The organism is Paraburkholderia sediminicola (assembly GCF_046026675.1).
In the GTDB taxonomy this organism is placed as follows: Bacteria; Pseudomonadota; Gammaproteobacteria; order Burkholderiales; family Burkholderiaceae; genus Paraburkholderia; species Paraburkholderia sediminicola_F.
Window position 1 is genome coordinate 2,318,791 of record NZ_JAQQEY010000002.1, and the last position, 15,722, is coordinate 2,334,512.

Annotated in this window: 11 protein-coding genes and 1 pseudogene; 3 read left to right on the plus strand and 9 right to left on the minus strand. The window is 63.4% G+C overall.

Translation table 11 applies throughout. The features are described 5' to 3' along the window. Positions 1-34: 34 nt before the first annotated feature. The 3 genes from PQQ86_RS30090 to PQQ86_RS30100 all read right to left on the minus strand — a co-directional run bounded on the left by PQQ86_RS30090 (position 35) and on the right by PQQ86_RS30100 (position 4,812). Positions 35-2,557 (minus strand): CHASE2 domain-containing protein, encoded by a 2,523-nt coding sequence (locus PQQ86_RS30090; protein WP_408275333.1) that lies wholly within the window; start codon positions 2,555-2,557, stop codon positions 35-37. 66 nt (positions 2,558-2,623) lie between these two features. Further along, a complete protein-coding gene (locus tag PQQ86_RS30095; protein ID WP_408275336.1) occupies positions 2,624-4,078 on the minus strand; it encodes a FecR family protein in 1,455 nt (484 codons plus the stop codon). Continuing rightward, positions 4,075-4,812, minus strand: a complete 738-nt coding sequence (locus tag PQQ86_RS30100) for a response regulator transcription factor (protein ID WP_408275340.1) — start codon at positions 4,810-4,812, stop codon at positions 4,075-4,077. The genes PQQ86_RS30095 and PQQ86_RS30100 overlap by 4 nt, the downstream gene beginning before the upstream one ends. 533 nt (positions 4,813-5,345) lie before the next feature. Here PQQ86_RS30100 and PQQ86_RS30105 point away from each other — a divergent pair. Both PQQ86_RS30105 and PQQ86_RS30110 read left to right on the plus strand, forming a co-directional pair. After that, on the plus strand, positions 5,346-5,783 hold the full coding sequence (locus PQQ86_RS30105; protein WP_408275344.1) for a type II toxin-antitoxin system HicA family toxin: 438 nt from the start codon (positions 5,346-5,348) through the stop codon (positions 5,781-5,783). Beyond that, on the plus strand, positions 5,780-6,115 hold the full coding sequence (locus PQQ86_RS30110) for a type II toxin-antitoxin system HicB family antitoxin (RefSeq protein ID WP_408275348.1): 336 nt from the start codon (positions 5,780-5,782) through the stop codon (positions 6,113-6,115). The genes PQQ86_RS30105 and PQQ86_RS30110 overlap by 4 nt, the downstream gene beginning before the upstream one ends. 66 nt (positions 6,116-6,181) lie before the next feature. On the opposite strand, the gene PQQ86_RS30115 is transcribed toward PQQ86_RS30110, so the two are convergent. The 3 genes and pseudogenes from PQQ86_RS30115 to PQQ86_RS30125 form a co-directional block, all read right to left on the minus strand. After that, positions 6,182-9,658 (minus strand): DEAD/DEAH box helicase, encoded by a 3,477-nt coding sequence (locus PQQ86_RS30115; RefSeq protein ID WP_408275352.1) that lies wholly within the window; start codon positions 9,656-9,658, stop codon positions 6,182-6,184. 201 nt (positions 9,659-9,859) lie between these two features. After that, positions 9,860-10,639, minus strand: coding sequence for a DeoR/GlpR family DNA-binding transcription regulator (locus PQQ86_RS30120; protein WP_408275355.1), 780 nt, complete (start codon positions 10,637-10,639; stop codon positions 9,860-9,862). A 104-nt stretch (positions 10,640-10,743) separates the two neighbouring features. Then, positions 10,744-10,893, minus strand: a pseudogene (locus PQQ86_RS30125) (type II toxin-antitoxin system MqsA family antitoxin); the annotation flags it as partial. Positions 10,894-11,062: 169 nt separating this feature from the next. Between PQQ86_RS30125 and PQQ86_RS30130 the strand changes: the two are divergent. Beyond that, on the plus strand, positions 11,063-13,567 hold the full coding sequence (locus PQQ86_RS30130) for a GcvT family protein (protein ID WP_408275357.1): 2,505 nt from the start codon (positions 11,063-11,065) through the stop codon (positions 13,565-13,567). Here the strand turns inward: PQQ86_RS30130 and PQQ86_RS30135 are convergent. The 3 genes from PQQ86_RS30135 to PQQ86_RS30145 form a co-directional block, all read right to left on the minus strand. Beyond that, entirely contained in the window at positions 13,564-14,103 is a 540-nt protein-coding gene (locus tag PQQ86_RS30135; RefSeq protein WP_408275360.1) for a cytochrome b, read from the minus strand. The two genes, PQQ86_RS30130 and PQQ86_RS30135, sit on opposite strands and share 4 nt — an antisense overlap. Further along, positions 14,100-15,191 carry a catalase family peroxidase gene (locus PQQ86_RS30140; protein WP_408275363.1) on the minus strand — a complete coding sequence of 364 codons (1,092 nt, stop codon included), beginning with the start codon at positions 15,189-15,191 and terminating at the stop codon, positions 14,100-14,102. Before PQQ86_RS30140 ends, PQQ86_RS30135 begins: the two co-directional genes overlap by 4 nt. 114 nt (positions 15,192-15,305) lie before the next feature. Next, positions 15,306-15,575 (minus strand): DUF4148 domain-containing protein, encoded by a 270-nt coding sequence (locus PQQ86_RS30145; RefSeq protein ID WP_408275365.1) that lies wholly within the window; start codon positions 15,573-15,575, stop codon positions 15,306-15,308. Positions 15,576-15,722 lie beyond the last annotated feature (147 nt).

The following is a 15,722-nucleotide window of genomic DNA, read 5'->3' on the forward strand; positions in this document are numbered from 1 at the left end:
CGGCTTCTCGCTTCGATAAGGTGAGTGTTCATAGTCATAAGCGTGGCGTTGTGGAGACGTCGGCTTGCGCTTCGTCGAGTACCGGCAGGGAAATCGTAAATGCGGTCCCCTTGCCCGGCGCGCTGACCACATCGACGTCGCCGCCATGGCGCGTCACGACCGTCTTGACGAATGCCATACCCAATCCGGCGCCGCCCACCTCCGGCCGTTCCGTTTCGTGAAAGCGCCGGAAGCGCTCGAACAGGCCCGCCTGCTGCTCTTCGGGAATACCATAGCCTTCGTCGCGAATCGTGCACGATACACGTTTTGCCACAGCGGGCGCGGCCGTCTGCGCCAGGCCGCGTGGAGCGCTGAGACCGCCGAGGCTCTTCAGGCTGCACGTGATCTGCGTATCCGGCGGACTGTACTTGACCGCATTGTTCAGGATGTTGACGAGCGCACGCGTCATCAGCGAGCGGTCGGCGCAGATCCAGTGGCCGTCGTCGGCGTCGGTCCCGCCGGCCGTATCGGTTTGCAGCGTGATGCGCTTGGCGTGGGCCTGCGGCCAGACTTCGTCGCTGGCGTCGATCAACAGCTCGGTCATGCTCACCGCCTCGAGCACATAGGTTTGCGATTCGGCGCGCGCGAGTTGCACGAAATCGTCGGCGAGTGTCAGCGCACGTTGCGCATAACGCTCGATGCGCTCCAGCAGGCCGCGCGCGAGCACCGGCTCGCTGCGCGCCCGCTCGATCTCCACCAGCGCCAGAATCGAAGCCTGCGGCGAGCGCATATCGTGCGACAGCAGCCGCAACGCGTCCTCCCGTTGGCGCTCGGCCGCGTGCAAGGCCGATACGTCGACGAGGCCCGCGATCCAGCCCGTCGTCTCACCTTGCTCGTTCGTGCAATTTGCGTAGCGCAGCAGATGGTCGCGCTCGTGGGCGTCGCGCACCTCGACGCCTTGCGCCATCAGCTCGGCGAACTCGCCGCGCGCGGGATCGAGCAGCGCCGGCCACTGCGCATGCGCGAGGAGATTGTTTTCGGCGTCCGACGCTGCGCCACTGTCGATAGTCTTGACCAGCGTCAGTCCGCCCAGCACCGCCCGCATCGGCCGGCCCTCCGGCAGCGGTGCGCCAAGACGCGCGAAATGCGCCTTGGCGGCATGGTTCGCAATCAGCACGATGCCTTCCACGTCGCTCACCAGGATCGGCTCGGGCATGCTGTCGAGGCTGTCCCACACGAAGCGCTTCATGTCCTGCACGCGCTGCGCGGCCTGCGCCATCAGCGCCATATGCTGCTCCAGCACGTCGCCGCCGAACTCGCGGCGGCGCTGCGGCGTTTCCGGCAAGAGGTGCGGCTCGTCGGCGAGGCGTTGCAACTCTTCGCGCAGATAAGCCATCGTCATTTCGAGGCGCCGCCAGTTCCAGATCGGATACACCACGATCAAACCGGCGATCGCCGGCACCGGCGACATCCACAGCCGCGCGCCGTACAGCAGCGCCGCGCTGCCGACGGTGGCAAGCACGCCCAACGCGACGGTCAGCAGCAACGAACGTCGCGGCGACAGCACCAGAAAACCTGCGAGCAGCGCGGCGAGCGGCGCCAGCGATACCGCTAACAGCACCCAGGGCCCGGCGGGCTCGAGCTCGCGACCGGTCAGCAGCGTATCGAGCACGTTCGCGTGGATATAGACACCGGGCAGCGGCCCCAGCTCACCGGATACCGGTGTGGCAAAGCGGTCGTACAAGCCGGACGCGGTCACGCCGATCAACACGATGCGCCCGCGCAGCTTGTCCGCGGGGACATTGCCGGCGAGCACATCCGCGAAACTCAGCTTCGCGTAATTTTGCGCGTTCGGACCGAAAGGAATCAGGAAGCGGCCCTCGCCTTCGTCATGGTCATCGGATTGGGCCGCCGCCTCGCCGGAAAACTGCCGATGCAGCCGCTCGTTCAATTGCAGCGCGCCACGCTCGACATCCTGGGCGACCGGCACCATCAATTGCGGCCAGCGCGAATTCGCGTCGCCCTCGAACCGCGCGACGCTGCGCACGATGCCGTCACTATCGACTTCAAGGTTGATATGCCCAAGCCCCGCTGCCGCATGCGCGAGCGGCGCCACCGGCTCGACCGCGACGCGCTGGCCGGCGCTGTCCGGCGGCGTCAGTAGCATCGGCAGATAGGTGGGACTCAGGGCGACCGCGCGGGCGAGCTCGGCGTCTTCGGCATTGGCTTCGGTAAACAGCACGTCGTAGATCACTGCGGCGGGCTTCGCCTTCGCAATCTGTTCGAGCAGCCTGGCGTGGATGCTGCGCGGCCATGGCCAGCGGCCAAGCTGCGCAATGCTGGCGTTGTCGATTTCGAGCACCACGATATCGCGCAGCACCGGTTGCGCGCGCAGACTCAGGAACCGGTCGTAGACCAGATGATCGACGCCGGCGGTCAGCCGGCCGAGCGAACTGAGCAAAACCACCACAATGCCCAGACAGCCGATCGCCACCCATTCGAGCAGGAAGCGGCGGCCGGCGCGCCGTCCGAGACGGGCGCGAGGGTCGAGACTCAGGCGCGTGTGTGTGGTCGGCAAGACGTGGCGTGGTTGAGAGCTAAGGAACGGGTCGGTTGTTGACCCGGCCCCGTGAATCTACCAGCGTCAGCGTGCAAGCGTAAACGAGCGAACCGCGCTGCTCTTCTCGTAGAAGCGGCCGTTTTCGAACTGCTCGGCGACGATCGTCCAGTAGTAGACGCCGCCCGGCAGGTCGCTCACCACGATCTGGCCGCCCGTCAGATCGGTCTTATCGACGAGCGGATGGCGCAGGTCGGCGGTCGTGGCCAGCACAAAGCGAAAGCGCGTCTCGACCGTGGAGCGGCTGACGAACCAGCGGAACTCGTAGTCGCGGCTGCCGGCGCGCGGCCCTGCGGAGGCCGCCAGTCCGAGTTGGCGCCGCTCGAATCCATACACCTGGGGCAGGCCTTCGAGTCCGTTCGCGTCGATCGCGGCGATGCGCACGAAATACGTGCCGTCTGCCAGATCGCCGAAGTCGGCATGCGGCGCATTCACGCGCAGATCGCGGATCAGGTCGAGCTGATCGGCATCGCGCGCAATCTGTACGCGATAGGCCACGGCGCGCTCGGCGGGGACGAGGTCGAAAGCGACCGTTTTGCTGTCCTGCACGTTTGCCGGGTCAGTAAGCGACGGCGCGGTCAGCAATTCCACCGGACCGCCGATCGCGCCGCCGGCCCGCGTGACACTGCCAAAGCGCGCCTTGACGAGTTGCGCCGACGCCTGCAACGGCACGCCGGGTGGCGGCGCGGAGATCCGGCCAGCGACGGCGGCCGGGTCAACGCCAACCGCTCCGTCCAGCACTTCCACCGCCGTGGTTTGTGCGTCGCCGTCGTAGGCGACCTTGAAGCGCGTACCGCGCACGCCCGCGACAACCGATGGCGAGCGGATCTGGAAGCGGTCGTCCTTTTTGGTGGCATGCGTGACCTGGCTCTCGACTTCGCCATGCTGCAGATCGAGTACGCGATCGCCCGCGCCGGTCAGCACGGTGCGCCGCAGCGTGCCGATATCGAGCACACCGTCCTGCGACACCGTGATGTGCGAGCCGTCCGGCAACTCCAGCGTGGCAAAGCCGTTATGGCCGGTGCGAATGCGGTCGCCCTCGCCAAGCGTTGTGCCCGCCGTGAGCGGCGTATAAGGATTCTTGCCGAAAGCGTGCTCCGCCGGACCGCTCGTCGCGATCACGCGCGCCGACTCGGGGTCCTGTCTGAGCCTGTCGGCCGGCAGACGCAGCGTGATCCCGGCCGGCATGCGGCGTGGCGCGGGCACGTGATTCAGACGGCTCAACATGGCCCAATCGCCGGAGTCGCGCAGATAGCGGCCGGCGATTTCGTACAACGTGTCGCCGTCGTGGGTCACGTAGGACACATAGACTGGCGCAGTCGCTTTGTTACGTGGTTTCGGCGCGCGCGACGATTGCGCATCCGCCGACACCGGCGCGAAGCACGTCATTGCAATCAGGGCGGCCACCGCAAGCGCCACACGGGCGAGCCGACCCGGCGAACCTACGCAGCCGGGTGCTACCACATCGAAAGCAACCGTCACGCATCCCCCGCTTCGGGGCGGTCTTCGGTCGGCACGGGTGGCGAGCCGGATTCGATCCGTTCGAGCCGGTACCCATAGCCGTAGATCGGCGTCAAACGATAGCCATGCTCCGGACGCAAGCCGAGCTTGCTGCGCAGCATCGACACGTGTGTGTCCATCGTGCGCGACGGGATGTCCGTCGCCTGCTTCCAGATCACATCGAGAATGTGCGCGCGCGACAGCGGCCGGCTCAAATGCTGGAACAGCAGCAGCGCAAGCTCGAACTCCTTCTGCGTCACAGCGACGGTCGCGCCGCGCACCACCACGTGCTTCGCGCCCAGATCGAATTCGAATTCGCCGAAAACTTCTTTCGCCGCAGCCGGCTTGAGGTGATACGCGCGGCGCAGCAACGAGCCGACACGCGCCAGCAGGACCGCGGCAGAAACCGGCTTGACGACGTAATCGTCCGCGCCGGTGTTAAGGATCGAAGTGATATCGGTTTCGCGGCCGCGGCTTGTCATGAACAGGACCGGCAAGCGCTCGGAGAGGCTTTCGCGCACCCATCGCAGCACCTCTTCACCCGACATGTCGGGCACGTTCCAATCGAGCACGAGCAGGTCGAAAGTTTGGCGCCGCAATTGCCGCACCAGTTCACGGCCCGCGCCGTAAGCATGACAGACATGGCCGGCCGCCGACAGCGTTTGGCAAACAAGATCGGCTTGAGCCGAATCGTCATCCAGGACTGCAATTCTCATAAAACCCCGCAATGCGGCATCGTCCTTCGTAACTGGTGGCCGGTGAGCCGGCAGATGGCCGGGATGGCGGTGCGAACACCGACGATCCAGCTTCCTGTTTTCAACTTCGGCTGCACTCTTTTTCGATTAACGGTCCGTTGCCTCGCGCCCTGTTCAGTTCTGCCGCCCCACTGTCTCAAAATTAGCGCGTATTTTGGCTTTAATGCGCTGATTACCGAGGGGGCAGATCATCATAATCGAAAACGGCCGTTCTTTTTCCCGGATGTACTTATGCAGCTATCCGGCCCGGCTCGGCCGCTGCGGGCCGCTCTATGGGATTTTCCCCAACGTCTCTCAGGCTCTGCCTGTTATTGAAATCGACCTCAATGGATCGTTATTCGAGTCGGCTGGTCTCGCTCGCACGGTGATTGGCCCCGTCTGCCTTTTGTCCTATCGGGCTGTGCCCCCGGCGTTCAGGAAACAGCGATTTGACAATTTGCGAGTCAGTATAGGAACAGTCTCAAAATAAATCCTTTAAGGATTGTTAGATTGCTTTGATTGAAATTAAAAAATTGGCGGGTTGGCGGGGAACCTGGCGCTTTTGTGGACGCGTCAGAGAGGCTGACGATGAGCGAGGTGATCCGCAACAATTGTCGCGGCGAGGGTTGAGCGGTCTGCGACGTGTTCCGATCATTGACATCAAGCGCATGCCAATGCTATCAATTTCTGCTATCATAATGAAATCAAAACACTTCGGCACGCTCCACGCCCTATTCAAACGGCCCACTCAGGGCGGCATCGTATTCGCGGACATTGAAGCGTTGATCCTGGCGCTCGGCGGAGAGGTGCGAGAGGGAGCCGGGTCTCGGGTGGCGTTCGAGTTACACGACAGCCGCAGATATCTGCATCGCCCGCATCCCGGAAAAGAGGCCCGGAAATATCAGGTGGAAGAGTTGCGTGTGTGGTTTACCGAACTTGGAGTCGAACCGTGATGAATTCGATGACGTACAAAGGCTATTTCGCGCGAGTTGAATTCGATCCGCGCGAGAACATTTTTGTCGGGCATGTGCTCGGCGTTTCAGATCGCATCAGTTTCCACGGGGAAACCGTGACTGAACTGACCGACGAGTTTCATCGGGCGGTCGATCACTACCTGGAAGACTGCGCTGAAACTGGACGCAATCCGCAAAAGCCCGCTTCCGGCAAATTGATGCTGCGCATCCGACCTGAAGTACACGCTGCAGTCGGGATCGCAGCGGCGGCGGCCGGCAAGAGCATCAACCAGTGGGTCGACGAAGTGCTAGCGCGCGCGGCGCACGCCTGAAACCGTGCCGCTTGCGCACCAAACAGGACCGTGTAGGTTCCGCGGCAGGCGCAGCCCACCCTTTCCTCACCTGCTGCTTTCAATCCCCGGCATCGGCGCGAATAGCGCGTCGAGGTCGTCGTCCGAGAACTTGGCTGCGCCGGCGGCGTCTTCGGAGAGAATACTGTCGGCGAGTCCCGCCTTCTGCTCCTGCAACTCCACGATCTTTTCTTCGATGCTGCCCGCGGCAATCAGCTTGTAGACGAATACGGGCTTATCCTGCCCCAGCCGATGGGCACGATCGGTCGCCTGATTCTCGGCGGCAGGATTCCACCACGGGTCGTAATGAATCACGGTATCCGCAGCGGTCAGGTTCAGACCTACGCCCCCCGCCTTCAGGCTGATCAGGAACAAGGGCACTTCGCCTTGCTGGAAGCGCTCGACCGGCGTGATGCGGTCCGTCGTGTCGCCGGTCAGAATGACATAGGGAATCGCCGCTTCCTCGAGCGCGTCGGCAATCAGCGCCAGCATGCCGGTGAATTGCGAGAACAGCAGCACGCGCCGTCCTTCCTCGATCAATTCAGGCAGCATCGACAGAAGCAAATCGAGCTTGGCCGAGCGCGTGACACGTGCGCCCTTTTCGAGCCTTTCAGCTTTTTCCACTTTGCCGCGCTTCTCGCCTGGTTCGCCCGGCGCCTCGTCAACCCTGATTTTCCGCACGAGACGCGGATCGCAGCAAACCTGGCGAAGCTTCAGCAAGGCATCGAGCACGATAATGTGACTGCGCGCGAGGCCCTGCGCGCTGACCGCCGCACGCACCCGCTCCTGCATTGCCGTACGCACCGTTTCGTATAGATCGCGCTGTGCGCCTTCCAGATCGACTGAACAGACGATGGTGGTCTTGGCCGGCAATTCTTTCGCGACCTCGTCCTTACGACGGCGCAGCATGAACGGCCGGATGCGGCGCGCCAGCAGCGCACGGCGCACGCCGTCGCCGTTCTTTTCGATCGGATTACGCCAGCGTTTGGTGAAGTCTTTCTGGCTGCCGAGAAAGCCCGGCAAGAGAAAGTCGAACTGCGACCACAGCTCGCCGAGGTGATTCTCCAGCGGCGTCCCCGTCAAACATAGCCGATGCCGCGCGCGCAATCCGCGGATCGCCTGCGCGGCTTTGGTGCTGGCATTCTTCACGTACTGCGCCTCGTCGAGGATCAGCAGGTGATAGTCATGCTCGGCGAGCACCTTCTGATCGCGCCACAGCAGCGCGTAAGTCGTAAGAATCAGGTCGTGCTCGCCGATCTGCTCGAAACGCTCCTTGCGCTGCGGGCCATTCAGTACCAGCACTTTCAGTTCGGGCGCAAAGCGTCGCGCTTCCTCGCGCCAGTTGTGCACGAGCGTGGTCGGCACGACGATCAGCGCGGGACGGTCGAGCCGTCCGGCTTCCTTCTCCGCGAGGATGTGCGCGAGCGTCTGCACGGTCTTGCCGAGACCCATGTCGTCGGCGAGCACGCCGGCCAGATCGTGTTCGCGCAGAAACTGCATCCAGTTCAGGCCCTGCTGCTGATACGCGCGCAGTTCCGCCTTCAGACCACGCGGTACCGGCACCTCGTGCAAGCCCGGGCCGGCCTGCAGACGCTGCGCCAGTTGGCGAATCGAATCGTCGCCCTGGAATTGCCAGCGACCTGTGCTGTTCAAGGCTTCGAGGCGGCCCGCATCGACGGAGGGCACCCGCAGCGGCGCGCCGTCGGCCAACGTGCCGCCCAGTGCGTCGAACAGATCGACCAGCACGCGCACCACCGGCTTCAGCCGGTCGGCGCGCAAACGCAGGCGTTTGTTTTCCTCGGTCTTCAACTCGATCGGTTCGTCGTCGGCGATGGCTTCAAGCGCGCCGCCAAGCCAACGCCGGTCGCGCCGGAACAGATCGGCGAGCAGCGGCTCGAGCCGCACATTGCGCTCGCCGATGCGGATGCCCATCTCCAGATCGAACCAGCCGTCGCCCGCCTGCTGCGCGGTGCCGTCGATCGCGTCGATCTCGATGACGTTGTAGCGGAACTCCGGCGCCATCGTCACGCGCCAGCCTTTGCTCACGAGCTCAGGTACGGCGTCGTTGACAAAGGCGGACCAGGATTCGGCATCGGGCAGACCGAGCATCGTGTCAGGCAAAAGCCGCGATGCGTACACGCGGCTGGTCGGGACTTTCTGCAGCCCGGTTTTGCGCAGTTCGAGTAAACGCTTCTTTTCGGTTTCGTAGCGTCGGCGGATATGGATGACGTCGCCGCCCGGCATGGGCACGAGGGTGACGCTGCTGTCGACATTGATGCTGACGCCGTCGTAATCGAAGCTGACGCCGGCCAGCTCGACGGCCTCGGACTTGCGCTGCCCCGCCTTGGCTGTAGATGGCAACGCGTGGCTATTGAGCGTGAGCACCGGCACGGGATCGACGTCGATCACACGAATCGCGGAGGCGTCGTGCGTGGGCGGCAGCGGCAAATCGGGCGCGATCTCGCGCAGCACCGAGGCGACGAGCGGCGCTTCGGCGAGCGAGATCGGCGGCATGGCGAGGTAATCGGGCAACTGCTGGAACGGCAACGACGATTCGACGATGCCCGCTTCATTCGCGACGCCGTCCACGTACCAGACCGGCTCGGTGGGCAGCACCATGGTGGCGCGCGGCTCGGTGCACAGGACGGGCCGCAGGCGTTCGTCCGCCAGCGGTTCCCATTCGATCCGCCCGGGCCGGTCGGCGCCGCGCGACAACGGCGTCGGCCCCTCGTGACCCGGCGCCGGCTTGAGCTCGAAAAACAGGCGCCCCGTCGCGATCAGCTTTTGTAGCATCTCCGCGCCGCTCGTGCCCCGCAGAATGAACTGGCCGAAGTCCTCGCGAGAACGGCCGAGCCACAGGCCGCGCAGGATCGACAGGTCTTCGTCGGAGACAAACCTGGGTTGTTTTAGCAGGGCGGCTTCCACATTGCCCCAAGGCTCGTCGACTTCGACAATCGTGCCGTCCGGATTGCGGTGCGCCCGGTACAGCACGACCTCGTGGCGCATGTGGAATTTGGACCAGTTCAGCAGGTAGGCCAGCGTTTGGGTGCGTGCGGCGCCCGCCTTCTGCGCGACTGCATCGGCGGCCTCGGCGCGCGCGCGAAAACGCTCCAGCCAGCTGACCAGTTCGGGACGCACGCCGGAGGGCGGCTGCATCGCTGTTCCGGACGGCGCCTGCGGATAGCCGTCGGCCGAGCGCTCATCGGAGTCGATGTCAGTGTCGACGTTGGTGATGTGGTCCATCTCGTCGTGATATTCGAGCTCAGCGAGCAGCAGCGCGGCGACATGCTTGCAATTGCGGCCGACCGGGCAACTGCATTCGCTTTGCGCCCAAGGTCTGCCGCCATCAGTACGGAACCTCACCTGCGTGTGGTAGGGCAGCACTCGTGAGCCCTGCACATAGCCGCTGAGCTTGGGGCCGTCCCATTTCACGTTCGTGACTGCGCCGACCGAGCGTGCCTTGGCGACGGTGTGGTCGCCCAGCCATTCCGTAATCCGTTCCCGATCGAAGAAAACTGACGACATCAGGGTCCATTCCTTTTCAAGCCGGCGGGGGCAACTGTGCGCGGACGCGAAATCGGCGCGGCAGGCGATGAATCGCGACTGCCCACGCAGTTTCAGCCCGGCATAGGTTGCCCGTGATAACCGGCCATTTTACGCGTTGGGCGCAATTATCTGTGGAGACGGCTTTGAAGGCGGTGCAAGGGACGGATGGCCTGGCTTCGCTCAGAGCGCGGGGACGCTGGATGCCCCGACGCTCACTTCCAGCCCCGCTGCCGCGAACACCTGAGCGAGCGCCGGCGCCGGGGTTTCGTCGGTGACCAGCAGATCGACCGCATCCGGGCCGAAAGCGTGTACCAACGCGCTATGACCGAATTTCGCGTGATCCGCCGCGACCACACGCCGCTCGGCCTGTGCGAAAGCGGCAAGCGAAAACGCGACGTCGGCGGGCAGTGCGTCCATGAAACGGCCCTGCGCGTCGATCGCGGTAACCGAGACGATTGCGTAGCGCACATGGAACTGGCGCAGAAAGGCGAGCACGCTGTCGCCGAACGCAGCGGAGTCGTCGGCGCGCAGCTCGCCACCCGCAATGAACACCCGGTTGCCGTTGCGCGGCGCCAGCACGCGGGCGACTTCGGTGGAATTGGTCACCACCGTGAGCCGCGAGCGCGCGGTGAGCGCCTGAGCGATATGCAGGCAGGTCGTGCCGCCCTCGAGGATCAACGAATCGCCGTCCCGCACCAGTTCGCTGACGCGCGCGCCAATCGCCTGCTTGCCCTCACGGCTTGCCACCATGCGCCGTTGGAACGGCGGCTCGTCGAGCCGCTCGGGCAGCATGATGCCGCCGTGGACCTTGATAAGCAGGCCGTCGGCGATCAGCGGCTTGATATTGCGGCGGATGGTCTCGTCGGAAACCTCGAAGCGCCCGGCGAGATCAGTAATCGTGCAGGTACGCTCGTCGCGGACGAGTCGCAGGATTTCGGCTTGGCGTTGGGTGGAGAACATAGGATGGCGGCAAACATGACGGCACCCAGTCTAGCAAACACCTCATAATTCGCCAAGAAATCCCAACTCATTTCCATACAAACCCACATTCACCACCTCAGAGCTCAATCCGCCTTCACTTCCGCCAGCAACTCAGGATGCCGACCCAGCAACCTTCAATAGTTTGATGAGCGCGAGCGGCGGCCTGGTCTTGCCATTCTCATACCGTGAAAAAGCGTTCACCCCGCATCGAAAATTTCCGCTGCCTCACGCTGGCCTTGAATGGCACGACGAGGACAACCTGCCTGGTTATCAAAAGGTAGCGTTGCCGTCTGCTGCCAACGCATTCGTCACCTCCTTTGATCCCACGTCAGCCAAATCGATCGTTGCTTTATGCCAAATTTTGTTGCAATCTACGCGTGTTAATTCAACTTATTTCCACATATGTCCACACACATCCCCACTCACGCCCGTGTCGTCATCATCGGGGGCGGCATCATTGGCTGCTCAGTCGCCTATCACCTGACCAAACTGGGTTGGACCGATGTGGTTTTGCTCGAACAGGGTCAGTTGTCGTGTGGCACGACCTGGCACGCTGCCGGCCTCGTCGGCCAACTGCGCGCGCAGGAAAGCATGACCAAGCTGATCCGCTACTCGACCGCCCTCTATGCCGAACTCGAAGCCGACACCGGCCTCGCGACCGGCTGGAAGCAATGCGGCTCGCTCTCGGTGGCCCGTACGGCCGAGCGCATGACGCAACTCAAGCGCACCGCCGCCGTCGCGCGCGCCTACGGCGTGGCGTGCGACGTGATCAGCCCGCAGGAAGCCGGCGATCTATGGCCGGTGATGCGCACCGACGACCTGCTCGGCGCCGTCTGGCTGCCCGGCGACGGCAAAGCAAATCCCACTGATCTGACGCAGGCCCTCGCCCGCGGCGCCCGCACGCGTGGCGCACGCATCGTCGAGAACGCCCGGGTCACGGCGATTCACACGCGCACCGCACTCGAAGACAAGGCAAACGGCACGACAGGCGCGCGCGAAGTCAGCGGCCTCGCGTGGCGCAACAAGGACGGCGAAGAAGGCACGATCGGCGCGGACATCGTCGTGAATTGCGCGGGTCAATGGGCCAAAGCGGTGGGCCGCCTGTGCGGCGTGACCGTGCCCTTGCACTCGGCCGAGCACTACTACATCGTCACCGAACGCATTTCCGGCGTGCATCCGGACCTGCCGGTGATGCGCGACCCAGACGGTTTCATCTACTTCAAGGAAGAAGTGGGCGGTCTCGTGATGGGCGGCTTCGAACCGAATGCGAAACCGTGGGGCATGAACGGCATCCCGGACAATTTCGAATTCCAGCTGCTGCCCGACGACTGGGATCAGTTCGAAATCCTGATGGAAAATGCGCTGCAGCGCGTACCCGCACTCGAAACAGCGCAGGTGAAGCAGTTCTATAACGGCCCGGAATCGTTCACGCCGGACAACAACTTCATGCTCGGCGAAGCACCGGAATTGCGGCGCTTTTTCATCGGCGCGGGTTTCAATTCGATGGGGATCGCATCGGCCGGCGGCGCGGGCATGGCGCTCGCCGAATGGATCGTCGCGGGCGAACCAACGATGGACCTGTGGCCGGTCGACATCCGCCGCTTTGCGCGTTTTAACGGCAACGACACGTGGCTGCATGATCGCGTGAAGGAAACGCTCGGCCTGCACTATGCGATGCCCTGGCCGAATCGCGAACTCGACAGCGCGCGGCCGTTCCGCCGCTCGCCGCTGTATTCGCTGCTGCGTGACGACGGCGCCTGCTTCGGCAGCAAAATGGGCTGGGAGCGCGCTAACTTTTTCGCGCCGACACCCGCTGAAGCACAGATCGATTACGCGTTCGGCCAGCAGAACTGGCTGCCGTGGAGCGGCGCCGAACATCGCGCGTGTCGCGAAGGCGTCGCGCTATTCGACATGACTTCGTTCTCCAAATTTCTCGTCAAAGGGCGCGACGCGGAAAGCGTGCTGCAAGGTATCGTCGCCAACGATGTGGCAGTGCCGCCTGGCACCACGGTCTACACCGGCATGCTCAACGAGCGCGGCACCTACGAATCAGATTTCACGCTCACGCGCCTCGCCGACGATCAATACCTGCTGGTCACTGGCACCGCGCAAACCACGCGCGATTTCGACACCATCGAAAAAGCGATTCCGCGCGACAAACACTGCATGCTGGTCGACGTCACCGGCCAATACGCCGTGCTTGCCGTAATGGGTCCACGTTCACGCGAGTTGCTGCAAAGCGTGTCGAAGGCGGACTGGAGCAATGAGGCGTTCGCGTTCGGCCAGAGCCGCGAGGTCGATCTCGGTTACGCGACGTTGCGCGCCACCCGCCTCACCTACGTCGGCGAACTCGGTTGGGAACTGTACGTGCCGGTCGAGTTCGCAGTCAGCGTGTTCGAAACCTTGCAACAGGCGGGCAAGGCGTTCGGGCTCGTCAATGCGGGCTACTACGCGATCGACTCTTTGCGCATCGAGAAAGGCTACCGCGCGTGGGGCCGCGAACTGACGCCGGATACGAATCCGTTCGAAGCGGGGCTCTCGTTCGCCTGCAAGCTGGATAAGGACATCCCGTTCCGCGGCCGCGACGCGTTGCTGAAATTGCGCGCCGAACCGCTGCGCCGCCGCATGGTGGTGCTCACTGCCGACGGCGCCGCCGAACGCATGCTGTGGGGCGGCGAAGCCATTCTGCGTGACGGCAAGCCGGTCGGCTTCGTCAGTTCGGCGGCGTTCGGCCACACGCTCGGCTGCCCGGTGGCGATGGGCTATATCAACCATCCGGACGGCGTCGCCGATGCCGCGTATCTGAACAGCGGTCAATACATGATCGACGTCGCCGGCGATCTGCTGCCGGCGACCGTGCATCTGAAGGCGCCCTATGATCCGCGCTCGGAACGGGTGAAGAGCTAACGGCCGCCGCGTGCCATACTCGAAAACACCCCATCGCGGCGAATCAGGCCATGAAACAGCGCCGCCGCGAGATGCAACAGCACCGTGGCAAACAGCGCGAATGCGAGCCATGTATGCAAGGCACGTAGTAGCGCGAACAACTCTGTGTTGTGCGGCGCGATCGGCGGTAAATGCAGGGGGCCGTATAGCGTGATCGGAAATCCCCCGGCGGATAGCATCCCCCAGCCGATCAACGGCATCGCGATCATCAGCGCATAGAGAATGAGATGCGACAGCCTTGCGGCAATACGCTGCGGCGCTGGCATGTATGCCGGCAACGGCGGACTGCCGCGCCGGATACGCACGCCCGCGCGCAGTATCACCAATAGCAGCAGCGCTATCCCAAGCGGTTTGTGGATCGCGATCAGCGTGGTATGCACCCGCGACACCGTCGCGACCATTCCCACGCCGATAAACAGCATCGCGATGATCAGCGGCGCCATGGTCCAATGCAGGAGTCGCGCGAGCGGACTGAAATGGGTACGCGTCTGTGTCATGAACGCTCTCCGTTCGACTCCATTTGATGAACCTCTGGATGCAACGATTCTTCGCGCGTGCGGCGCTTATACGACAGAGCGTACGCAGCCGAGCGCGCGGCGAGCAACGGATCGTTGGAGGGTCGGATACCGGCCGGCAAGATGGTTGGATCAAAATTGACATCGCGACAGACACCGTCCTCCTGCGACGTCGTGTGATCGATCACCAGCGTACCGGCATCGATATGCTGACGATCGTCGGGCCACTGCATCGTCGCGTCGTCGATGGGGTCGCCGGGCTGCGCGACCGTCAGGATCAGATGCCAGCGCAACGGTCCATTTTGCAGACGCTGATCGAGGTCGGCTTCGAGGAAATTCTTCTCTTCCTTTTGTGCATCGGTGATTGGTGCATACGGCGTTTCAGGCACCATCGCCCAACGCACGGCGCGAGTATTGCCCGCACTGTCGGTGAACTGGAAAGCGTTGATGCTGTAGTACGCAGCATTCGCCAGACTCGACGATGGCGGATGCGCTTTCACCCATGCCTGAAACGGTTTGGTCTCCGGATTTGCCGCATAAAACGCTTTCAGCTTTGCGGGGTCCGGTTTGCCGGTCGCGGCATCGGGTTTCGCCGCGACCAGTTGCTGATAGAACTGCTCGGGCGTATGGACCGCGAATACAGGTGTCGAATTCATTCCTGTGCGCCACTGTCCGCCATTCTGCAGTTGGAACAGCAACGCCATGCTGCGCACCGGTGAGCTCGTGTCGGGCGCGGAGGGATTGCCGCCGGGAACCGCGAAGCGGCCGATGACCGGCGTGCGGCCCGGCGCGAATACTGCAGCATGCGAAAGCACCGAACCGTCGCCGCTACTGTCGAAATACCCCGCTACACATAAGCCCTTCGCATGGTTGCGGCGATAGCCGGGATGCGGATGGCCGGCCACCGCTTCGAAAGTATTGATGATTCGCGGCGCGGTGAGCCGTGCGGGTGTCAGCCAGCCCGCCGTATAGGCGAAGCCGCCGGCAAGAGCCGCGACGACCGCGCCGATCGCGGCGAGCCGGCATGGCACGCATGGAGGCGCAGCGTTGGGAACGGATGGTTTTGTCACGACGACTCCTTGACTGTCGGATAGATGCACTCATCGGCAAACACCGAATCCGGCGATCTATTCCATTCGACGTCCGGCGCGTCCGTTCCGCGTGCGCGCCGGCTGCCGATACGGTCAATTGACGCTGCCTGCCGTCGCGGCGCCGCTCGCGACATGACTCGCGGCGGCCGCCTTGGCGGCGAGTGCTTCCTTGTTGTGCGCGACCTGCTGGGCGAAGATGGGGTTGACTTCCGGATACGATGTATCAGTCACATAATCGAGGCCATTCTGCTGGGCTTCGATCAATTCCTGGTACACCTGAGCACGTGTCTTGCCTTCTGCAAAAACGCTCGACGAAGCGGCGAGAACGACGAGGGACAATGCGGCAAAAGCGATCTTCTTCATGATGGACTCCAGAGAGTTTTGTGCGGGTTTGCATGAGGGATAACCACGGGTTCCCGGCTTTTATTCCTGCCTTGGCGCGTCGTAAAAAACAATCTTCGAACGTGGAATAAACCCCCACCTGCATGTGTTCGCCACTCGATAGCTGAA

Coding starts and splice junctions, on each gene's coding strand:
- PQQ86_RS30130 (WP_408275357.1), top strand. CDS start 11,063: ATGTCCACACACATCCCCACTCACGCCCGTGTCGTCATCATCGGGGGC.
- PQQ86_RS30100 (WP_408275340.1), bottom strand. CDS start 4,812: ATGAGAATTGCAGTCCTGGATGACGATTCGGCTCAAGCCGATCTTGTT.
- PQQ86_RS30145 (WP_408275365.1), bottom strand. CDS start 15,575: ATGAAGAAGATCGCTTTTGCCGCATTGTCCCTCGTCGTTCTCGCCGCT.
- PQQ86_RS30135 (WP_408275360.1), bottom strand. CDS start 14,103: ATGACACAGACGCGTACCCATTTCAGTCCGCTCGCGCGACTCCTGCAT.
- PQQ86_RS30120 (WP_408275355.1), bottom strand. CDS start 10,639: ATGTTCTCCACCCAACGCCAAGCCGAAATCCTGCGACTCGTCCGCGAC.
- PQQ86_RS30115 (WP_408275352.1), bottom strand. CDS start 9,658: ATGTCGTCAGTTTTCTTCGATCGGGAACGGATTACGGAATGGCTGGGC.